Source organism: Arthrobacter sp. CC3 (assembly GCF_039907775.1).
GTDB lineage: Bacteria > Actinomycetota > Actinomycetes > Actinomycetales > Micrococcaceae > Arthrobacter.
On record NZ_JARCCY010000007.1, the window covers coordinates 1 to 21973 of the forward strand.

Here is a 21973-nt window from a genome sequence, read left to right on the forward strand (position 1 = left end):
AGCTGGACGAACTCCGGGCCCATCTGGACCTTGGCCTTGATCCACTCCGGCTTACGCTCCACCGGGGTGGCCGCATTGCGCTGCTCAATACGCAGCATCTTCCGGCCTTCTGGTGCCAGTGTCACAGTAGAGCTCCTTCGGGGCTTGAAACGAGTGCTTCTTCGTGCTTGCGGAATTCGGCCACGACCTGGTCCGCGATATCACCGGGGGTGATGGTCCTGCCGGCTTCAAGGGACATCGTGGTGACGCCGGCGTCGGTGATACCGCAGGCAATGATCTGGGCATACGGTGCCAGGTCGTTGCTGCAGTTGATGGCGATGCCGTGCATGGTGACCCCGTCGAGGACGCGGATTCCGATTGCGGCAATCTTCCGGTCCGGCCCTTTGCTGTCAGCCTTGATCCAGACGCCGGCGCGTCCCTTGATCCGCTCCGCTTTGATGCCGTAATCGGCCATGACCGCGATCATCACGGCTTCGAGCCGTTCGACGTAGTCGCGGATCCCTGACCGGTTTTTCAGCTTGAGGATCGGATAGGCAATCAGCTGGCCGGGACCGTGCCAGGTCAGCTTGCCGCCGCGGTCCACCGCGACGACGGGGGTTCCGTCGAACGGCCGTTCGTGGTCTTCTGTGAGCTTGCCGGCCGTATATACGGCGGCATGCTCAAGGAGCAGGACTGTGCTGGGTGCCTCAGCTGCGACGACTTTGTCATGGAGTTCGCGCTGGATGTCCCAGCCCTTCATGTAATCAACGAAATCCGGAGCAAGACCCAGCGTGGAAAACTCAAGAGTCATGGCATCCAGCTTAGACCCCGTCCGCCGTCGTGCCTGATTCTGTGCTTAACCTCTCACTGCACTGCCTGTGGATAACTTCTGCGGAATTCTGCCGATTCCGCTATTCCTTGGGTATGGAGAAATACGATGAGGACGGCACGGTTCCGGACGTTCCCGGCTATGAGGTGGTGCGTGAACTCGGCCGGGGCGGAAGCGCCAGCGTGTGGCTTGTCCGGGACGAGCAGACACTCCGGGAATTTGCGGTGAAGTGCTTTGACGCCGCGGAAAGCCGTTCGCCATCCGCGGACGACGGCGGTGTTCCCGGCAGGGAGGCGCGGTTCACGGCAGACGCCGTGCGCCGTGAACTCAGGATTCTTTCCGCGCTGGACCACGGCCACCTGGTACGGGCCCATGATGTGGTCGGGCTCCGAGGGGGAGCAGGCGGGGGCCTGGGGCTGGTCATGGATTACGCGGCAGGCGGCTCCCTGGCCCAGCTGGTCACCTGCCGCGGTCCGTTGAGCATCGGGGAAACAGTGACTGTCCTGACGCCCCTGGCCCAGGCACTGGCGTACCTCCACGGTCAGGGTTTCATGCACTCGGATGTTTCGCCGGGTAACGTGCTGTTCACCGCCCACGGCAAGCCCCTGCTGGCGGACCTTGGCGTGACGCGCATGGTGGGTGACGCCGCGGATCCTTCCTCGGCCGGCACGGCCGGTTTCCTGGACCCGGCGCCGGTGGATGCCCTAAGGGCAGGGCTGCAGCCCGAGCGGGACGTCTATTCGGCCGCAGCCGTCGGCTGGTACTGCCTGACCGGCAAGCCACCGGAGCCCGGCCCGGAGCGACCGCCCCTGTCACTTCTGATTCCCGGCGTTCCCGCCGCCCTCGCTTCCGCGCTGGAGGCGGGTCTGCGGGAGGACCGGCGGGGACGGCCGACGGCCTTGGAGTTTGCGGCTGCCGTCTACCGCAGCGCGGACGCTGCCCCCGTGGACCTCGCCGGCGCGGTCCATCCCACGGTCCTTCCCCAGCTGCTCACCCGCCGCAACGTCCCGCCCTCCCGCAACGCGCGCGGCGCGGCGAAACTCCGTGCCCTGCGACGCCGCCTCGGGCGCCGCGGTGGTCCCTTCAGCCGCCGGGGACGCGCCGCCGGCCGGCATGCCGGGGGCAAACGCCGCCGGATTGGCGCCCTGGCGGCAGCGGTTGCCTGCTCGGTCATCGTTGCCGCGTGGTTCCTGGCCGGGCCGCAGCAGGTCGCATGGCAGGGAGCCGAGCCGCAGTCCGTGCACACAGCGGCGGCGCCGTCGCCGGACGTCCGGCCCGGGGCGGCAGGAAGTCCAGTTCAGGCGGAGGCCCGTCAGCGGGCTCTTTCGCAGCGGCCCGAGGAGGCGGTGCGCGGGCTGGCGGAACTAAGGTCGGCTGCGTTGAGCTCCGGGGAACTCGGGCTGCTGGACGAGGTCAACCTGGAGAACTCCCCGGCTGCCGCAGCCGACGCCAAAGTCAGCGGGAAGCTCAGGGACGCCGGCCATGTCCTGGCCGGCTTCAGCACCACCGTGACCCGGGCCGAGGCGGCACCCGGCGGTTCGGATGCACGGGCAGTGGTGGCCATCACCGCAGTCAACTCCGAATATCGGGAGACCGACGCCGGCGGAAATGTCGTGGCAGTGGAACCTGCCGGTCCGGAGCAGCGGCTTCGCCTGGTCCTGGTCAGTTCCGGCGGGCGTTGGCGGATCCAGGAGATCCTGCCCGAGGCCTAGCTTCGGAATGCTCAGTCCCGGCCGGTTGCCCACGCCGCTGCGTCGGACAACGAGGGATGCTGCCACTCGAACCCGGCCTCGGCCAGCAGGGCGGGCTCCATGCGCTGGCTCCCGAGGAGGAGCTCATCGGCCAGTTTTCCCATGACCACCCGCAGCACCGGCCCCGGCACCCGGAGGAGGGCCGGCCGGTGGAGTGCGGCGGCAAGCCTTGCCACCAGGGCATTGACGTCGGCGGTCTCCGGCGCGCAGAGGTTGACCGGACCTGACAAGGGGGCTGCGAGCAGGAAACTGAAAGCCGAGGATACGTCCGGCAGCGTGATCCACGGCCAGCACTGCCTGCCGTTCCCGAGGGGACCTCCAAGGCCGAGCCGGAGCAACGGCAGCAGCCGTCCCAGCGCGCCTCCCGACCGGCTGAGGACCACCCCCGTCCGGGGCGTCACCACACGGACGCCCGCCGGAGCCGTATGCGCCGCTGCCTCCCACTCCCGGCAGATCCGCGCCATGATGCCGGAACCGTTCGGGGCGTGTTCGCGGAGAACCGCGGCCCCGCTGTCCCCGTAGTAGTTCGAGCCTGACTGGCTGATGAAGACCTTGGGCGGCTGCCCTGTTTTCGCCATCGCCGCCGCCAGCGTGTGCGTGGGGTCCAGCCGCGACCGGAACAGCTCGTCGATCCGTCCCCGGGTCCACGGCCGGTCCCCGATCCCGGCCCCTGCCAGGTTGATCACGGCGTCCGCGCCCTCAAGGTGCGCGGGATCAAGCTGCCCGGCTGCCGGATCCCACTGCAGTTCGCCTGCAGTTGCCGGTGCCCGGCGCACCAGGCGGATGACCTCATGGCCGCCCTCGCGCAGGTGGGCGGACATGTCGGTTCCGATGAGGCCTGAGGCGCCGGCCATGATGATTCGCATGATCCATCTCACCATGCCCGGCACGGCGGTGGAACCTCCCGTCCGGCCCACTGGACTTTGACTATGATCTAACGATGACCTCTTCGAGCTACTTTCGTTTCCCGCATCTGCACGGCGATCTGGTCACCTTCGTGGCCGAAGACGACGTCTGGATTGCGCCCCTGGACGGAGGCCGCGCCTGGCGGGTTTCCTCCCTTCAGCTGCCGGCCCGCAACCCGCGCTTCACACCCGATGGCAAGCGCCTGGTGTGGACGGTTGTGCAGGGAACAGCGCCCGAGGTTGTCACTGCGGAGGTCGACGGCGGAGGCTACCGCCAGCTGACCTACTTCGGCCATGCGTCCACCCGGGTCAAGGGCTTCACCGCGGCCGGTGATGTCCTGGTTACGAGCGCCTTCCGGCAGGCGGAAAGCCGTCACACGCACGCCTACAGTGTTCCGCTGGAGGGAGGCTGGTCGGAGGAACTCGCGTTCGGGCCGGTCGAGTCCGTGGCCTTCGGCCCGGAGATCGGCGACGAACGCCCCGTGGTCGTAGCCAGCGTCCTCTCCCGAGAGCCGGCCTGGTGGAAGCGGTACCGCGGCGGCACCGCCGGCAAGCTGTGGATCGACGCCGACGGCAACGGCGAGTTCGAACGCCTTGTTCCCGAACTGGACGGCAACCTTGCGGATCCCATGTGGGTTGGCGGGCGGGTGGCTTTCCTCTCGGACCACGAAGGCTACGGGAACCTGTATTCAGTGCTGCCGAACGGCACCGGGCTGCGCCGCCACACGGACCACGAGGACTTCTATGTGCGCCACGCGGCCACGGACGGCAAGCGCGTGGTGTTCGAATCCGCCGGCGAGCTCTGGCTGGTCCCTGACCTGGACTCCGACGCAGTAAAACTCAACATATCGCTCGGGTCAGCCTCGCAGGGGCGGAGGCCTGCACTCCTGAAAACCGCCAGGCACCTTGGCGGCGTGATTCCGGACCACACCGGTTCCTCAAGCGCCGTCGAAGCGCATGGCACCATCCACTGGCTCCGGCACAAGGACGGGCCGTCGCGGGTCGTTGAAGCCGCGCCCGGTGTCCGTGCCCGGCTGCCGCGGCCCCTGAGCGAGGGCCGCATTGCCTATGTGGCCGACCACGACGGCGCGGAAGCCCTGTACATCAAGGAGATTGCTCCGCAGGTGGCCGGTGCGCAGGCAGCGGCTGCCGCCCGGCCCCAGCGGCCCGCCGGGCAGGACACCGGAACGTCCCTTCCGAAGCCCGTCCCGGCCGCCGGGATGAGCACCCCCGGCGCGGCATCACCCGCCGTTGACGGCGGCAGTGACGTGGCTGGCGGGGCGCCGGAAGACGCGGTCGTCCCGGCCGGGGGCGCCGGTGCCGGGCCTCTGCAGAAGATCGATTTCCCCAAGTCCACCCGGGCAAGCGCCATGGAGGCCAGCCCCGACGGCCGCTCCCTTGCCGTGGGAACGTCCTTCGGCGATGTCTATCTGGCCGACACCCGGAGCGGCAGCATCAAGCTCATCACCAGCATCGGCGAGGGCACCATCGACGGTCTGTGCTGGTCACCGGACTCCGCGTGGCTCGGCTGGTCCGAACCGGTCACGTCCTTTGGTTCACGCAGCCGGCTCCGCATTGTTAACGTGGACGATCCGGAGTTCCGGATCGTTGATGTCACGGACGGACGCTTCCGGGACGCCTCGCCCTCGTTCACCCCCGACGGCAAATTCCTGGCGTTCCTCTCGAACCGGAGTTTCGACCCCGTATACGACGGACACTCCTTTGATTTGTCCTTCCCCAGCCCCATCAAGCCCTACCTTGTGGCGCTTGCTGCTGACACGCCGTCGCCGTTTGGTCCCTCGGTGGACCTCTCGGACGGACCGGACGGCGCCTCCGCGGAAGGCGCCGAAGACGGCGCGGGTTCTGCGGCGCCTGCCGTCCGCGTGGACGCAGAGGGCCTGGCGCATCGCGTCATCGGAGTGCCCGTTCCGCAGGGCAACTACTCGGCGCTCGAGGCGACGCCGGGCGCTTTGCTCTGGCTGGACAACGCCCTTGCCGGCGTCACCGGCGACGGCCGGGCCAGCACCGACGACAAGGACACCGCCCCCAGCCTGGTGCGGTTTGACATGGCCAGGCGCAAGACGGCCACGCTTGTGGACGCCCTGGACAGCTACCGGGTGTCCGGCGACGGCCGGAAAGTGGTTTTCCTGCACGACAAGCAGATCCGGGTGGCGCCCGCCGATTCCAAGGGCGACGAGGATTCGGGGCAACTGGTGAAGGTGGACGTCAGCCGCATCCGCGTGCTCCTGCATCCGCTGAGCGTCTGGGGCCAGGCGTTCGACGAGGCCTGGCGGCTCCAGCGTGACTTCTTCTGGACCGAAGACATGGCAGGCCAGGACTGGGAATCGGTACACCGCCGCTACCGTCCCCTGGTGGACCGGCTCGGCTCGCACGATGACCTGGTGGACCTGCTGTGGGAACTCCATGGGGAACTGGGCACGTCGCACGCGTACGTTCGTCCGGCAGCAGTCACCGAAAACGGCAGCAACGGGCAGGGCCGGCTGGGCGCGGATCTGGCCTTCACCGGAACAGGCTGGGAAATCACCCGCATCCTGGCGGGGGAGTCATCTGACCCGCTCGCCACGTCACCGCTGACCAGGCCGGGCGCAGACGCCAAGGCGGGGGATGTCCTGCTCGCAATCGACGGCGTGGAACTGTCCGAAACGCTGACGCCCGCCATGCAGCTCGTGGGCGCCGCCGGAAAGGCCGTGGAGCTGACCCTGCGCAACGGCGCGGCCCACGGTGAGGCGGCAGGCAAGCAGCGCCGCATCGCCGTGGTGCCGGTCAAGGACGAGGAGCGTCTGCGGTACCAGGAATGGGTGGCCGGCAATCGGCGGACAGTGCGTGAAGCCTCCGGCGGAACGTACGGTTACCTCCACATCCCGGACATGCTCGCGAACGGCTGGGCGCAGCTCCACCGCGACCTCGACACCGAGACCGCCCTGGACGGGCTGATCGTGGATGTCCGGCGCAACCGGGGCGGGCACACGTCCCAGCTCGTTGCGGAACTCATCGGCCGCAAGGTGACCGGATGGAGCATGCCGCGCGGTGAAAGGCCCCGGACGTACCCCCATCACGCGCCGCGTGGACCGGTGGTCATCCTGACGGACGAATTTGCCGGCTCGGACGGGGACATCATCACCCAGGTGTCCAAGCTGCGCGGGATCGGGCCGGTCATCGGCACCCGGACCTGGGGCGGTGTGGTGGGCATCGACAACCGTTTCTCGCTGGCGGACGGAACCGGCGTGACGCAGCCGCGGTACGCCACCTGGTTCAGCGGCGGCGTGGGCTGGGGCGTCGAGAACTACGGTGTGACGCCGGACATTGAGGTGACGTTTCCGCCGCACGCCTATGCTGCCGGCAGGGACCCCCAGCTCGAGTACGGCATCGGCGCCCTCAAGGAAATGATCCAGGAACTTCCCACGGACCGCCCCCCGCTCCGTGAAGGCTACCGGCGGCTCCTCCCGGCGCCCCTGCCTGCCCGCACCGCCAAGGACTGAACCGGCGGGCTGCCGGGGACGACGAAGGCCCCGCCGCTTCCTGGTGACAACCAGGAAGGGGCGGGGCCTTTGCCGTGCGGCGGTGCGGCATCCCCAGGAGCGGCCGCACCCCTGCAGCCTAGGAAGCGGCGAGCGTCGCGTCCATGGTGATGTCGATGCTGGCCAGGGCACCGGAGACAGGGCAGCCCACCTTGGCTTCCCCGGCGATCTTCTGGAACTCTTCTTCCGAAATGCCCGGGATGGTGGCGTTCACCGTCAGGTGGCTACCGGTGATGCCGGTGCCCGGAACGAAAGTGACATCGGCCTTGGTGTTGATCTCTTCAACGGTGAAGCCGGCCTGGCTCAGCGCCAGGCTGAACGCCATGGAGAAGCAGGACGAGTGCGCGGCGGCGATCAGCTCTTCGGGGCTGGTCTTGCCTTCCGACTGTTCTGCGCGGGCCTTCCACGTGACGGCGTAAGTACCCAGCCCGGAGCTGTCCAGCGTGGTGTTGCCGGACCCCTCGAACAGGTCGCCGTTCCATACGGTGTGCGCGGTGCGTATTGCTGCCATATCCACTCCTCAGCTTAGATTCGATCCGGTCCGGGCTTCCGCCCAGACCTTCCGCATCAATCCTATGGATTCAAGAGCCGCGGCGCACGGGCTGTCCGCTGTCAGAGGATTATGACCGTCTACACTGGCGCAATGGAAACTCAACGCCGAAGGGATCCTGCCGTGGTGGCCCCGCAGGCCAGGATCGCGGCCATCATGGTCAATGCCGTGAACGCGGAAGAGCTTGCGGCATTTTGGGCTGCGCTGCTGGGAACCACGGTCTCCGCCCGCTTTGACCAGTTCGTCTGGCTCAAGCCGGCCGCCCCCGGAGCCCCGCAGCTTGCCTTCCAGGAGGTCCCTGACGCCACCCAGGGCCGGCGGCGGCTGCACCTTGACGTCCACGGACCGGACCCGGAGAGCCTGCGGGCCCACGCTGAATCGCTGGGAGCCGTGTTCGTCGAAGGGCATGACATCGGCGACTTCCACTGGGACGTGATGCATGACCCCGAAGGAAACGAATTCTGCATCGCCAGCGACTGACTGGCCGACTCAACCTGCCACCGGACTACCGCTGGCCAGCCACAACGACGACGGCGACCCTCCCGGCCAGGGAGGGTCGCCGTCGTCGTTGGCGCAGTGAGTTACTGCCGGAGTCGCGTTACTGCCAGAGGGTGGCGATGGCAACGTTCAGCAGCGCCAGGCCGCCCACGCCGTGGGCCAGTCCCTTGCTGATCGGCTCGTCCTTCTTGTATTTGCGGCGGCCCATGAAGGCGAGGACCCCGACCGCCAGCGCGATGGCGAACTTGATGCCGAGCTTGAAGTAGTTCGCCTCCATGTCCAGTGCCGGGATGAGCCCCATCATCACGATGCCCGTGATGATCTGCAGGGCTGCGCCGTCGAATTGCCGCGGATGCACGGTGGGCTTTTTCATGTTGCCGATCCAGATGCCGACAATCATGGCTGCGCCGACGATGTGCAGGAAGACCATGATGTTGTAAACGATGTCCATGGGCCCAGTCTAGCCAGACGGTTCTACGCTACGTAGTAAGCCCCGCGGAAGCTTTGGAGACGATTCGGTAACCAAAAACGACGGCGGTGCGGGCCTTCCGGTGGTTGCCCACCGGTGCCCGCACCGCCGTCGTTGTTTGTTGCTGGTTACAGCCCCAGGTCCGCCTCGAAGGCGCCGGCCTCAAGGCGGGCCTTGAGGGTCTGCAGGAAGCGTCCTGCGTCGGCGCCGTCCACCAGGCGGTGGTCGTACGTCAGGGAGAGGTACATCATGGAGCGGATGGCGATCGAGTCGTCGCCGTTTTCGTCCGTGACCACCACGGGGCGCTTGACGATCGCACCGGTGCCGAGGATGCCCACCTGCGGCTGGTTGATGATCGGGGTGTCGAACAGTGCGCCAACAGAACCGATGTTGGTGATGCTGAACGTTCCGCCGGACAGCTCGTCCGGGCCGATCTTGCCGTCGCGGGTGCGGCCGGCGACGTCCGCGATCTTGCCGGCCAGGCCGGCAAGGTTCAGGCTGCCGGCGTCGGAGATGACGGGAACCAGGAGGCCCTTGTCCGTGTCAACGGCAATCGCCAGGTGCTCGGTGTTGTGGTAGGTGATCTCCTGCTTGTCTTCGTCGTAGGCCGCGTTCACCTTCGGGTGCTGCTTCAGCGCTTCGGCGACGGCCTTGGCGATGAACGGCAGGAAAGTCAGCTTCACGCCGTTCTGGGCCTGGAAGGAGTTCTTGGCCTTGAGGCGCAGCTTGGCGATCTTGGTCATGTCCACTTCGTGGACCTGCGTCAGCTGCGTGGAGACGTCAAGCGACTCACGCATGCGCCGGGCGATGACCTGGCGGATGCGGGGTGCCTTCTGCACGGTGCCGCGCAGGGAGGACTCTGCACCTGAAGCCGGTGCAGCCGCTGCGGACGGGGCCGGGGCTGCGGCGGCGGGAGCTGCCTTGGCCTCGGCGGCAGCGAGCACATCCTGCTTGCGGATGCGTCCGCCAACACCGGTGCCGGTCAGCGAAGCGATGTCCACGCCCTGCTGGTTGGCGAGCTTGCGCACCAGGGGAGTGACGTAGCCGGACTCGGCTGGCGCTGCAGCTTCCGCGGCAGGAGCAGCAGCCGGGGCCGGGGCTTCCTGCTTGGGCGCTGCCGGTGCTTCTTCCTTGGCAGGCGCTGCGGCCGGGGCCGCGGGTGCTGCTGCGGGAGCCGCGGCGGGTGCTTCCTGCTTGGGAGCAGGAGCTGCCGGTGCGGCAGCCGGAGCGGCTGCGCCGGAGCCGATGACGGCAAGGACGGAGCCTACCTCGGCGGTCTCGTCCTCGTTGACCCGGATCTCCTGCAGGGTGCCGGCAACCGGCGACGGGATTTCGGTGTCCACCTTGTCGGTGGATACCTCCAGGAGCGGCTCGTCAACCTCGACGGAGTCGCCCACGGCCTTGAGCCAGCGGGTGACGGTGCCTTCGGTGACGGATTCGCCGAGCGCCGGAAGGGTTACTTCGTGGCTTTCGCCGGAGGCTGCGGGGGCTGCTTCGGCAGCGGGGGCCTCAGCCGGGGCAGGCGCCTCGGTGGAGGGTGCTTCTTCGGCGGGTGCTTCTTCGGCTGCGGGGGCCTGCTCGGCCGGGGCGGCCTCGGCGGGGGCAGCTGCTTCGGATGCGCCGGCGGAACCCGAGCCGTCACCAATGCGGACGAGCGGAGCGCCGACTTCGGCGGTCTCATCTTCGGCGACGAGGATTTCCTCAATCACGCCAGCAATCGGAGAGGGGATTTCGGTGTCTACTTTGTCGGTGGAAACCTCGAGCAGCGGCTCGTCCACCTCTACCCGGTCACCTACCTGCTTGAGCCAGCGGGTGACGGTTCCTTCGGTGACACTCTCACCGAGGGCGGGCAAGTTAACGGATTCAGACATGTCGTCCCCGTTCTCCTTATTGATCTTTAGTGCGGATGATTGCTGCCGTGTTCGAGCTTAGTGCACCCTGCGGATCATGCCGGGTGCACTAAGCCCTGTGGTAAAGCGGAAGTACTAGCCGTGGAGGGCTTTGCCCGCGAGGGCAAGGTGGGCCTCGCCCAGGGCCTCGTTCTGGGTCGGGTGGGCGTGCAGGAGCTGTGCCACGTCCTCCGGGTAGGCTTCCCAGTTCACGATCAGCTGTGCTTCACCGATCTGCTCGCCCATGCGGGAACCGATCATGTGGACGCCCACCACGGGGCCGTCCTTCTGGCGGACCAGCTTGACGATGCCGCCGGTGCCGAGGATGGAGCTCTTGCCGTTGCCGGCGAGGTTGTATTCCTGGGTTTCGACCTGGTCGTCGCCGAACTTTTCCTTGGCAGCCTTTTCGGTGTAGCCCACGGTGGCGATTTCAGGCTCGGAGTAGGTGACCTTCGGGATGTTGACATCCTCGACGATGACCGGCTTCAGGCCTGCGATTTCCTCTGCCACGAAAATGCCCTGCTGGTAGCCGCGGTGGGCCAGCTGGACGCCCGGGACGATGTCGCCCACGGCGTAGACGTTGCCGACGCCGGTGTGCAGGCGTTCGTTGGTGATGACGAAGCCGCGGTCGATGGTGATGCCGGCTTCTTCGTAGCCCAGGTTGGCGGTGACCGGTCCGCGGCCGACTGCCACCAGGAGCAGGTCGGCTTCGAAGGTCTTGCCGTCAACGAGGGTGACCTTGACGCCGTCGTTGTTCTGCTCAACGCCCTGGAAGAACACGCCGGTGGAGAACTTGATGCCGCGCTTCTTGAATGCACGCTCGAAGTTCTTGACGATCGCGGCATCCTCGTTCGGAACCAGCGACGGCAGGCCTTCAACGATGGTGACGTCCACGCCGAACGACTTCCAGACCGAAGCGAACTCGACGCCGATCACGCCGCCGCCCAGGATGATCGCGCTCTTGGGGATGTAATCCATGGTGAGGGCTTCGTCGGAGGTGATGACCTTGCCGCCGATTTCCAGGCCCGGCAGGGTGCGGGAGTAGGAACCCGTGGCGAGCACGATGTTCTTGCCCTTGTAGGCAGTGCCGTTCACGACGACGGTGTCGGTGCCCTGCAGTTTGCCTTCACCTTCGATGACGGTGATGCCCTTGGACTTGATCAGGCCCTGCAGGCCCTTGAACTTGCCGGCGATGATGCCGTCTTTGTAAGCGTTGACTGCGCTCATGTCGATGCTGTCCAGCGTGACGTTGACGCCGTACTTTGCGGAATCGCGGGCGTGGTCGGCGAGCTCGGCCGAGTGCAGGAGGGCCTTCGTGGGGATGCAGCCGTTGTGCAGGCAGGTGCCCCCGAGTTTCCCCTTCTCCACGAGGCCTACAGTGAGGCCCAGCTGAACTGCACGGAGTGCCGTGGCGTATCCGCCGCTGCCACCGCCGAGTACCAGGATGTCGAATTCTTGCGCAGTTGCCTGATCGGCCACTTAGACGCTCCCTCGCGTGAACGATGACACGAGAGTACGCATCATCTGGTCTTGGAACTTGCTCTGCCGTGATTATGCCAGCAGGCCGGTTCTCTTGCATTTGTGACTACCGCAGTTCACCTTAGCGAACCACTTATCCATGCTCCACCTTGTCACGGCGTTTGTGGAGCGCTTGTGTCGAGTGTCACGCGGCTTTGTGGCGGACGGATCATGACCCGCCACAAAGCCTCGAACGGCCTCACCGGCCCTGCGGAGGGCGGTGAGGCGGAGCCCGTTACGCGGAGGCCGCCAGGACGTCCTCGACGTAGGCCACCAGGGTGCGCACGGTGCAGCCGGTGCCCTGCTTGGGGGTGTAGCCGTACGGGCTGCCGTTGTTAAAGGACGGGCCGGCGATATCGATGTGGGCCCACGGGATCTGCTCGCCGTCCTTGCCCTTGCCGACGAATTCACGCAGGAACACGGCAGCGGTCATCATGCCGCCGTGGCGCTCACCGATGTTGGCCAGGTCCGCCACCTCGGAATCGATGCTGGCGCGGAGCTCTTCCGGCAACGGCATCGGCCACACCAGCTCGCCGGCGCGGTCCGCCGCGGCCTTGAGCGGTCCCGTGACGCTGTCCGAGCCCATGACGCCCGCGGTCCGGTTGCCCAGCGCGATCAGCTGCGCACCGGTGAGGGTGGCGACGTCGATGATGGCGTCCGGGTATTCCTGGCTGGCGGCCACGATGCCGTCGGCCATGACCAGCCGGCCTTCGGCATCCGTATTAAGGACCTCGACGGTCTTCCCGCCGAACATGGTGAGGACGTCCGCCGGGCGCTGCGCCGCGCCGGAGGGCATGTTTTCAGCAATGCACAGCCATGCGGTCACCTTAACGGGAAGGCCCAGGCCCGCGATTGCCAGCACGGTGTTAAGTACGACGGCGGCGCCGGCCATATCGCTCTTCATGTCACCCATGCCGAGGGCGGGCTTGATGGAAATTCCGCCGGTGTCGAAGGTGATGCCCTTGCCCACAAGCGCGATCTTGGCCGCTGCCTTGGACGGGGCATATTCCACCTTGACCAGCCTGGGCTGCCGGGTGGATCCCTTGCCAACACCCATGATCCCGCCGAAGCCCTCCTTTTCGAGGCGCTTTTCGTCCCACACAGTGACCTTGACCGGCAGGCCCTTGGAGAGTTCCTTGGCGGCGTCGGCAAAGGACTCGGGGAACAGGTGGCTGGGGGGCTGGTTCACCAGCGAACGGGTCGCGTTGACTGCTTTCCCGATGAGGGCGGAACGGTCCAGCAGGGGCTGCAGGTCCTTGTCGGCGGCGAAGTCCGTGAAGATGACGACGTTCTTCACGGGGTCCTTGCGGCCGTTGGCAGCTGAACGGTATTCCGTGAATGAGTACGAACCCATGGCCGCGCCTTCGGCGACGGCGGCGACGTCGGCGAGGGACGCCGTCGGGAGCGCCAGCGTCACGGTGGTGAGTCCGGCAAGCTGCCGGACAGCGGAACCGGCGGCGCGGCGCAGCGCCTCTTCGGCGAGCTTTCCTCCGGCGCCGGGTTTGCCAACCCCTGCCAGGACCAGGACGGCGGCGCCGGCTTCCGGAAGCCCGGGCAGCCTGTGGACCTGGTCGGCCGCGCCGGTGAGGCCAAGAACCTTCAGGGACTCCGCGATGGCCTCGGCGGACTTGGCCGTCAGCGGGTTGTCCAGCAGTACTGGTCCGTCGGGACCCTGCGCCACTCCAATGACCAGTGCGTCCGTGGGCGACTTCTTAACGTCACGCGCAATGACGCTAAGTTTGATTTCAGTATTCTTGACCACGAGGATCAGTCCTCAATTCTCTGTGATTTTCGGCAGGATGCGCATGTTGGGCGCCCCGCCATGGAACAGGCCGTCGTCGGCTTGAGACGCAACCCGGTGTCTGCCAGGCCGTCCGTAGGGCCAGTTCCGATCGTAGTCTCTCCGTCCCGGTCGCGTTGAATTTGATGAGACCTGCAGCACATTGCCGCTGCGCGCGCCGGACCCGGAATGCATCGGGCGGCCGGTGCGTTGTAGAAAATATCCGGCGGACCTGTGCGGACCACCCCACCCAAAGCGCTGCCGACCCCCGCCTCCGCCGCCACCTCGAAAGGAACACGCCGTGCTTGAACGGATTTCCGGCTCCCTGCTGGACCCCGACGCTCTCTTTGTGAGCAATGCCGAGCTGTTCGACGACCCGGCCCTCCGCGGACTCAACCTGGTGATGGGCTTCACGGGATTCGCGGACGCGGGCCACGTGGTCAAGCAGATCACTGCTGAATTGCTGGACACCCTCGACTCTGAGGTGGTGGCTGTTTTCGACGCCGACCAGCTCATCGACTACCGCTCGCGCCGCCCGCACGTCACCTTCGTGGAGGATCACCTCCAGGACTACCAGGCCCCCAGCCTCGCCCTGTACCGGCTGGTGGACGGACTGGGCAAACCCTTCCTGTTCCTTGCCGGCTTCGAGCCCGATCTCCAGTGGGAGCGGTTCGCCCGGGCCGTTGTCCGGATCGTGGAGCATCTCGACGTGAACCTGGTGACCTGGATCCATTCCATCCCGATGCCCGTTCCCCATACCCGGCCGGTGGGAGTCACGGTCCACGGCAACCGACCCGAACTCATCGAGGGCATCTCCGTCTGGAAGCCCACAGTGGAAGTTCCCGCCGCGGTGGGCCACATCCTGGAACTGCGCCTCACCGAGGCCGGCCGCAATATTGCCGGCTACGTCATCCACGTGCCGCATTACCTTGCGGACGCCGAGTACCCCAACGCGGCCGTGGCCGGGCTTGAGTACCTTGGCGCGGCCACCTCGTTGATGCTTCCCACTGACCGCCTGCGGGAGGCCGGCCGCGAAGTCGGGCGCCAGATCGCCGAGCAGCTGGAAGCCTCCGAAGAAGTGCAGCAGGTGGTGTCGCGCCTGGAGACGCGCTATGACGAGAAGGCTGAGGGCACCGTCCGCCGCTCACTGCTGGCTGATGAAAACGACGAACTGCCGAACGCCGACGCGCTCGGCGCTGCCGTGGAGGCGTATCTCGCCCGGGAAGAGCCCCGTCAATAATCCCGAGAAGGCCCCCGTCAATAAATAGGACTTATCCAGCCAGCGGGCATAATGGAGGCGTGACTGCACCGCGCGCCTGGCTCATCTGGACCGTCGGAATTTTCGCGTATCTGGTTGCGGTCAGCCAACGCACATCCTTTGGCGTCGTGGGCCTGGAGGCAACCGAGCGGTTCCATGCCACCGCAGCGGAGATCTCCTTCTTTACCGTGCTGCAACTCCTGGTCTACGCCGGCCTGCAGATCCCGGTCGGCGTCCTCGTCGACCGGCTGGGGTCACGGACCATGATCGCCGGGGGAGCCGTCCTCATGGGACTCGGCCAGCTTCAGCTGGCCTTCGCGGACAACATCCCGGGCGGCGTGCTGGGACGGGTACTGGTGGGCGCCGGGGACGCCATGACGTTCATTTCGGTGATCCGGTTGATCCCGCTGTGGTTCGCCCCGGCCAGGGTGCCGCTCATCACGCAGCTGACAGGAATGTCGGGCCAGCTCGGCCAGCTCTTCAGTGTGGTCCCGTTCGCAATGATCCTCCATTCGGCCGGCTGGACCCCCGCATTCCTGACGCTGGCAGCCATGTCATCGCTCGCCGTCGTCCTGGTCCTGGCGGTGCTGAAGGACCAGCCGCCCGGGCACCCCCGGCCGGACACAGGCCAGGGCCTCAAGGCCACCGGCATTTCACTCTCCCGCGCCTGGCGCCAGCCCGGCACCCGGCTGGGGCTTTGGAGCCACTTCACCATCCAGTTCAGCGGCACGGTGTTCGCCATGACCTGGGGCTACCCGTTCCTGATCTCCGCCCAGGGCCTTAGCGCCGGGACCGTGTCCGGCCTGATGGCCATCTACGTCGCCGCTGCCATCGCAGCGGGTCCGCTGATCGGCAGGTTCGTCTCCCGGCACCCGCTCCGCCGCTCCACCATGGTGCTCCTCATCGCAGGCACTACGGCTGCGGCCTGGGCCGCCGTGCTGCTCATGCCCGGCCGTTCTCCGCTGTGGATGCTGGCCGGGCTGGTGGTGGTGCTGGCCATCGGAGGGCCGGGATCCATGATCGGCTTCGACTTCGCAAGAACCTTCAATCCTGCCCACCGGATCGGAACCGCCACCGGAATCGTCAACGTCGGCGGCTTCATTGCGGCGCTCGTGGCCATCTACCTCGTAGGCGTCGTGCTGGACGTGCTCCACGCCGCCGGGTTCTCGCAGGGCGAGCTCTACGGCCTCGACCCGTTCCGGATCGCACTCAGTGTCCAGTTCGTGCTGATCGGAATCGGTTCCGCGGCGATTATCTACACCCGGCGCAAGGTGCGGCGGCAGATGGCGGCCCAGGGCGTCGTGGTTCCGCCGCTGCTCAAAGCCCTCGCGCAGCAGCGCCGCCGCAACCTGGAACGCCGCCGCGCCGAGTAGGGCTGTTTCCACATAGCGCTGAAAAGCTATTAACGCGGGACGCCGGCCGTTCCAGTCTGGATACATGACACCTCCAGAACGACTGACCATCACCGGCCCCGAGGACATCCTGGGCTTCATTCCACATTCCCTTGGCTACTGGCCGGCCAACAGCCTGGTGGCCATGACCATGCAGGGAAAGCGGCTGGGTGCCACCCTCCGCGTCGACCTCCCGGACCTTGATTCGGATCCGGGGCTGCTTCGGTTTGCCCGTACCGTCAGGGACTACCTTGACGCGGACCACGACGCCGACGGCGCCCTCCTGGTGCTCTTCAGCGAGGAAGGATGGATGGACGGGTCGGGCGGATGGCCCGGTGGTGTCCCCGCCGGGGCGCCGATGGAGGGGACATTGGCGAGGCTGCTGGCGGCTCTGGAAGTCGAGCTGGAATTATCCGGGCTCCCGGTCCGCGACGCCTGGTACGTCGGCGGGTCCTTCTGGCGGAACGCATACTGCTTCGATCCCGCCTGCTGCCCGTTTCCCGGCCGCTCGGTGGATGAGATCCGGGACAGCCGGCTCAACGCCGAGATGGTGTTCCGCGGGAGCAGCGTGGGCGAGGACCCCTCGTCCGCGGGCGCCCTGCCCGCGGCCGCGGCCGCGGAGGCTGATGCGTGCGTGCTGGAATCGGAACAACAGTGGTCCACTGAATTTGCTCCGCTCCGGGGGAGTTGCACCCAGTTCGCCAAGATACTGGACGTGTGGGGGTGCGTGCTGGCCGACGGAGGGCAGGGGCACCTGCCGGCCGAGCTGTCCGGGTATCTCCGGGCTTCCCTGCGCATACCGCATTGGCGGGACGCCGTGCTGGTGATGAGCGCGGCGGGACGGCCGGCCGCGGAACAAGGCGCGGAGGACTTCGGGATCTTCGCGCCGGACGCAGGCCTGCGGGTGGTGTCACCTCCTCCTGGCGCTTGGTCGGCACTCGGACCGGCGGAAGACATGCCGGACGAGGGGGCATTCCCGATTCCCGGGTACGGGGAGGTGCTTCTGGGGCTGGCACCGCCATCGCCCCGCTGGGACCGGATGAGGGCACTGGAGCGCGTGCTGCAGCAGCTCGGCATGGCCGGCGGGGGAGAAGGCGGCGCTGCATCGCTCACGGGACGGGCCTGGATTGAGTGGTGCCGCGGCAGGGGGTCGTTCGCCCATGCGCTGCTGGACCGGGCCGTCGCGGAGCACCCCGGATACCGGCTCGCGGAACTGCTGTCCGAACTGGTCAGCCGCGGAACGCTGTGCGGATGGGCCGGGCGCCGTGACGCGGCCTGGCAGAAGTTTGAAACGGATGCGGCCTAAGGCGGGCCCGCATACTGATGCGCCGGGCGGGGAGAGAGGCCGGTCCGCCGAAACATTCGGCCCCGGCGGCGGCCCTGAGGGGCCGATTCGGAAAATCATGAGACAATGGATGCCGAGACCCGGTTGGGTCCGTGAATCAAGTGCATGTAGTGATGCCCGGAAACGGGAACATTACGGCCGTTCCGGCAGTTCTACTTAATGGCTCTGCTGGCCGCGATCGCACCTGATGTGAATCACGGACTTGACAGGGTCATAGTGGTGTTGCCCGTATGGTGATTCCACAGACCGCCGCTAGAAAGGTTTTCTGTGACCCCGTCTTCCGCCAAGAAGGAACCCGCCGACCAGGCCGAATTGTCCCCTGAGGAGAAGAAGGCGGCGACGAGCGCCAAGCGTGCCGCCACGCGCGCAGCCAATAAGGCTGCGGCCGCCGAAGGCGGCGCCCCGACAAAGCCCGAGCCTAAGAAGCGCGGACCCAAGCCCGGCGCCAAGGCTGCCGCCGAGGCTGCCGGAAAGTCCGACGACGATGCAGAGGACGTCGAGCTGGACGAAGATCTGGACGACGTCAGTCCGGATCCGTCAGAGCTGAGCGAGGAAGAGGCCGCCAGCAAGACCGGTGCCGCCGCCACCGGCACAGGCTTTGTCTACTCCGACGCCGATGACGACGATGCTCCGGTCCAGCAGGTCATGTCGGCCGGCGCCACGGCCGACCCCGTCAAGGACTACCTGAAGCAGATCGGCAAGGTTGCCCTGCTGAACGCGGAGCAGGAAGTGGACCTTGCCCTCCGGATCGAGGCGGGCCTGTTCGCCGAAGAGAAGATCGCGGCGGACGACGGTTCCATGGATCCGAAGCTCAAGCGCGAGCTCGAGTTCGTCATCCACGACGGCAAGCGCGCCAAGAACCACCTGCTGGAGGCCAACCTCCGCCTCGTTGTTTCGCTCGCCAAGCGCTACACCGGCCGCGGCATGCTGTTCCTGGACCTCATCCAGGAAGGCAACCTGGGCCTGATCCGTGCGGTCGAAAAGTTCGACTACACCAAGGGCTTCAAGTTCTCCACGTACGCCACCTGGTGGATCCGCCAGGCCATCACGCGTGCCATGGCCGACCAGGCCCGCACCATCCGCATCCCGGTGCACATGGTGGAAGTCATCAACAAGCTGGCCCGTGTCCAGCGTCAGATGCTGCAGGACCTTGGGCGCGAACCTACGCCCGAGGAGCTGGCCCTCGAACTGGACATGACACCGGAGAAGGTTGTCGAAGTCCAGAAGTACGGCCGCGAGCCGATCTCGCTGCACACGCCCCTGGGTGAGGACGGCGACTCGGAGTTCGGTGACCTCATCGAGGACTCGGAAGCCGTGGTTCCCGCCGACGCAGTCAGCTTCACGTTGCTGCAGGAGCAGCTGCACTCCGTGCTGGACACCCTGTCGGAGCGCGAAGCCGGCGTTGTGGCGATGCGGTTCGGCCTCACCGACGGACAGCCGAAGACTTTAGACGAAATCGGCAAGGTCTACGGCGTCACGCGTGAGCGGATCCGCCAGATCGAATCGAAGACGATGTCCAAGCTGCGGCACCCGTCCCGGTCCCAGGTCCTGCGCGACTACCTGGACTAAACAGCAGAAACACATACGTGAGGCCCCGCCGTCCGGCGGGGCCTCACGTATGTGTGGATTTGTCTGGGTCCAGGGCAAAACGAACAGGGCCCCTCCGAACGGAGGAGCCCTGTTGCTGTCAGAGAGTTGCCTAGTCCACCGATACCGGCGGCTTCTCGTGAAGCCGGCCCGTCTCGTCGTGCCAGTCGGAGCTCAGCGGCTTAAGCGTCGCTTCGACTGCCCGCGCGTGGTGGCCGCAGAAGAGCAGCTCCCCGCCGGAGGACTCGAGAACAACCCGGACGTACGCCTGTGCTCCGCAACGATCGCACCGGTCCAGTGCGTTGAGCGTGCGGTCCGCAACTGCTGTTGTCATTTCGGCCTCCTTAGTAGATCTGTACATCCATATAACCAGCATTCGTAGCAAAACCATGACAAGGATGGATCACTTTCGCTGTGCGCGTATCACCATTCCGTAACGGGTACTGCCGGATGACGCCGATGTTGGAGTGGCTGGCAGGGGTCCCGGCGCGGGCCGACTAACCTAGGAGGAGCGTCAAAAGCCTTAGCTGTTCCGTCACTGAAGGAGTTCACAACCCGTGGCACCAAGTTCTGATTACACTGCCCGGCACCTGTCTGTACTGGAAGGCCTCGAGGCCGTCCGCAAGCGCCCGGGCATGTACATCGGTTCCACCGACTCCCGCGGCCTGATGCACTGCCTGTGGGAAATCATTGACAACTCCGTCGACGAGGCACTGGCCGGCTTCGGCCACGACATCCAGATCATCCTCCACGCCGACAACTCCGTGGAGATTCACGATGACGGCCGCGGCATCCCCATCGACGTTGAGCCCAAGACCGGACTGACCGGCGTCGAAGTCGTCTTTACCAAACTGCACGCAGGCGGCAAGTTCGGCGGCGGATCCTATACGGCGTCAGGCGGCCTGCACGGCGTCGGTGCCTCGGTGGTCAACGCGCTGTCCTCCCGGCTGGACGTGGAGGTGGACCGCGGCGGCAAGACGTACAAGATGTCCTTCCGCCGGGGCGAACCGGGGCGGTTCAAGGACCCGGGGACCAAACCCGATCCGGCGGCGACGTTCGAACCGTTCGTCAACGACTCGGTCCTTGACGTGGTGGGCAAGGCCAAGCGCGGCGTCACCGGCACCCGGATCCGCTACTGGGCGGACCGCCAGATCTTCACCCCGGACGCCAAGTTCTCCTACGAGGAACTGGCCGCCCGGGCCCGTCAGACATCCTTCCTGATCCCGGGCCTGAAACTCACCGTCCGGGACCAGCGCAGGCTTCCGGGCACTCCCGGCGAGCTTGCCGGCCATGAGGAAGTCTTCCACCACGACGGCGGCATCTCCGAGTTTGTCGATTTCCTTGCCGCCGATCCTGCGGTCACGGACACCTGGCGGCTGCACGGCTCGGGCAAGTTCAAGGAAACAGTCCCTGTCCTGGACGAGCGGGGCCACAGCCAGCTGGCCGAGGTGGAACGCGACTGTGAAGTGGACGTGGCGCTCCGGTGGGGGATCGGTTACGACAACACCGTGCGCAGCTTTGTGAACATCATTTCCACCCCCAAGGGCGGCACGCACCAGTCCGGCTTCGAGCAGGCCCTGGTGAAGACGTTCCGTAAGGCCGTGGAAACAAATGCCCGCAAGCTCAAGGCCGGCAACGACAAGATCGAAAAGGACGACATCTTCGCGGGACTGACCGCGGTGTTGACGGTGCGCCTGGCCGAGCCGCAGTTCGAGGGCCAGACCAAGGAAATCCTCGGCACGTCCGCGGTCCGGGCCATCGTGGCCCGCGTGGTGGAGAAGGAGATCAATGCCAAACTGACCTCCGCCAACCGCAATGACAAGGCGCAGTCCGCGCTGCTCCTGGAAAAAATCGTCAGCGAGATGAAGTCCAGGATTTCCGCGCGTGTCCACAAGGAGACGCAGCGCCGCAAGAACGCGCTGGAGACATCCTCGATGCCCACCAAACTGGCGGACTGCCGCACGGATGACGTGGCCCGCTCGGAACTGTTCATCGTGGAGGGAGACTCCGCGCTGGGTACTGCCAAGCTGGCCCGCTCCTCGGACTTCCAGGCGCTCCTGCCCATCCGCGGCAAGATCCTCAACGTTCAGAAGGCCTCGGTGGGGGACATGCTGTCCAACGCCGAGTGCGCCGCGCTCATCCAGGTGGTGGGCGCCGGGTCCGGGCGCAGCTTCGACATCACGGCGGCACGTTACGGCAAGGTGATCCTGATGACGGACGCCGACGTGGACGGCGCCCACATCCGGACACTCCTGCTCACGCTCTTCTTCCGCTACATGCGGCCCATGATCGATGAGGGCCGGGTGTTCGCCGCAGTGCCGCCGCTGCACCGCGTGGAGGTGATCAACGCCGGGCAGAAAGCCAACGAGATGATCTACACCTACTCCGAGGCTGAACTCCACGTGCTGCTGGCGCGGCTGGCCAAGGAGGGCAAGCGCTACAAGGAGCCCATCCAGCGTTACAAGGGCCTCGGTGAAATGGACGCGGAACAGCTGGCGGAAACCACCATGGATCCGCGCCACCGGACCCTGCGCAAAGTGGGGATCGAAAACGCCAAGCAGGCAGAAGAGACCTTCGACCTGCTGATGGGCTCCGACGTTGCGCCGCGCAAGGACTTCATCATCGCCGGTGCTGCGAGCCTGGACCGGGAGCGGATCGACGCCTGAGGCCGGCGGCCGGGGAACA

Annotated in this window: 16 protein-coding genes and 1 pseudogene; 8 read left to right on the plus strand and 9 right to left on the minus strand. The window is 66.5% G+C overall.

What is annotated here, in order from left to right; translation table 11 throughout:
• Positions 1 to 125, minus strand: a pseudogene (locus tag PV761_RS05460) (lipoyl synthase); the annotation flags it as partial.
• A complete protein-coding gene (gene lipB / locus PV761_RS05465; RefSeq protein ID WP_269319505.1) occupies positions 122 to 799 on the minus strand; it encodes a lipoyl(octanoyl) transferase LipB in 678 nt (225 codons plus the stop codon). The pseudogene PV761_RS05460 and the gene lipB, both read right to left, overlap by 4 nt.
• Positions 800 to 903: 104 nt before the next feature.
• Between lipB and PV761_RS05470 the strand changes: the two genes are divergently transcribed.
• The gene (locus PV761_RS05470) at positions 904 to 2520 is read left to right on the plus strand and encodes a serine/threonine-protein kinase (protein WP_347894996.1); all 1617 of its coding nucleotides are present in this window, start codon (positions 904 to 906) and stop codon (positions 2518 to 2520) included.
• 11 nt (positions 2521 to 2531) lie between these two features.
• Here the strand turns inward: PV761_RS05470 and PV761_RS05475 are convergent, their stop codons facing one another.
• The gene (locus tag PV761_RS05475; RefSeq protein WP_347894998.1) at positions 2532 to 3425 is read right to left on the minus strand and encodes a TIGR01777 family oxidoreductase; all 894 of its coding nucleotides are present in this window, start codon (positions 3423 to 3425) and stop codon (positions 2532 to 2534) included.
• 74 nt (positions 3426 to 3499) lie between these two features.
• Between PV761_RS05475 and PV761_RS05480 the strand changes: the two genes are divergently transcribed.
• Positions 3500 to 6964, plus strand: coding sequence for a S41 family peptidase (locus PV761_RS05480; RefSeq protein WP_347895000.1), 3465 nt, complete (start codon positions 3500 to 3502; stop codon positions 6962 to 6964).
• A 118-nt stretch (positions 6965 to 7082) separates the two neighbouring features.
• On the opposite strand, the gene PV761_RS05485 is transcribed toward PV761_RS05480, so the two are convergent.
• Positions 7083 to 7514, minus strand: coding sequence for an OsmC family protein (locus PV761_RS05485; protein ID WP_028270854.1), 432 nt, complete (start codon positions 7512 to 7514; stop codon positions 7083 to 7085).
• A 132-nt stretch (positions 7515 to 7646) separates the two neighbouring features.
• On the opposite strand from PV761_RS05485, the gene PV761_RS05490 reads away from it, so the two are divergent.
• Positions 7647 to 8033: a VOC family protein gene (locus PV761_RS05490; RefSeq protein WP_028270853.1), complete on the plus strand. Its 387-nt coding sequence runs from the start codon at positions 7647 to 7649 to the stop codon at positions 8031 to 8033.
• A 118-nt stretch (positions 8034 to 8151) separates the two neighbouring features.
• Here PV761_RS05490 and PV761_RS05495 read toward each other — a convergent pair whose 3' ends face one another.
• The 4 genes from PV761_RS05495 to PV761_RS05510 form a co-directional block, all read right to left on the minus strand.
• A complete protein-coding gene (locus PV761_RS05495; protein ID WP_028270852.1) occupies positions 8152 to 8502 on the minus strand; it encodes a hypothetical protein in 351 nt (116 codons plus the stop codon).
• Between the two features lie 146 nt (positions 8503 to 8648).
• Complete coding sequence (gene sucB / locus PV761_RS05500) at positions 8649 to 10391, minus strand: 2-oxoglutarate dehydrogenase, E2 component, dihydrolipoamide succinyltransferase (RefSeq protein ID WP_347895003.1); 1743 nt, start codon at positions 10389 to 10391, stop codon at positions 8649 to 8651.
• Between the two features lie 114 nt (positions 10392 to 10505).
• The gene (gene lpdA, locus PV761_RS05505) at positions 10506 to 11888 is read right to left on the minus strand and encodes a dihydrolipoyl dehydrogenase (RefSeq protein WP_028270850.1); all 1383 of its coding nucleotides are present in this window, start codon (positions 11886 to 11888) and stop codon (positions 10506 to 10508) included.
• Positions 11889 to 12162: 274 nt separating this feature from the next.
• Entirely contained in the window at positions 12163 to 13689 is a 1527-nt protein-coding gene (locus PV761_RS05510; RefSeq protein WP_028270849.1) for a leucyl aminopeptidase, read from the minus strand.
• A gap of 319 nt (positions 13690 to 14008) precedes the next feature.
• Between PV761_RS05510 and PV761_RS05515 the strand changes: the two genes are divergently transcribed.
• The 4 genes from PV761_RS05515 (at position 14009) to PV761_RS05530 (ending at position 19270) form a co-directional block, all read left to right on the plus strand.
• Positions 14009 to 14947, plus strand: a complete 939-nt coding sequence (locus PV761_RS05515; protein ID WP_028270848.1) for a PAC2 family protein — start codon at positions 14009 to 14011, stop codon at positions 14945 to 14947.
• Between the two features lie 59 nt (positions 14948 to 15006).
• Entirely contained in the window at positions 15007 to 16338 is a 1332-nt protein-coding gene (locus PV761_RS05520; protein WP_347895006.1) for an MFS transporter, read from the plus strand.
• A gap of 64 nt (positions 16339 to 16402) precedes the next feature.
• Positions 16403 to 17662: a DUF4192 family protein gene (locus PV761_RS05525; protein ID WP_347895008.1), complete on the plus strand. Its 1260-nt coding sequence runs from the start codon at positions 16403 to 16405 to the stop codon at positions 17660 to 17662.
• Positions 17663 to 17968: 306 nt separating this feature from the next.
• The gene (locus tag PV761_RS05530) at positions 17969 to 19270 is read left to right on the plus strand and encodes an RNA polymerase sigma factor (protein ID WP_347895010.1); all 1302 of its coding nucleotides are present in this window, start codon (positions 17969 to 17971) and stop codon (positions 19268 to 19270) included.
• 130 nt (positions 19271 to 19400) lie between these two features.
• On the opposite strand, the gene PV761_RS05535 is transcribed toward PV761_RS05530, so the two are convergent.
• Positions 19401 to 19622 (minus strand): hypothetical protein, encoded by a 222-nt coding sequence (locus tag PV761_RS05535; RefSeq protein WP_028270844.1) that lies wholly within the window; start codon positions 19620 to 19622, stop codon positions 19401 to 19403.
• Positions 19623 to 19845: 223 nt separating this feature from the next.
• Between PV761_RS05535 and PV761_RS05540 the strand changes: the two genes are divergently transcribed.
• Positions 19846 to 21954, plus strand: coding sequence for a DNA topoisomerase IV subunit B (locus PV761_RS05540; protein WP_347895013.1), 2109 nt, complete (start codon positions 19846 to 19848; stop codon positions 21952 to 21954).
• Positions 21955 to 21973 lie beyond the last annotated feature (19 nt).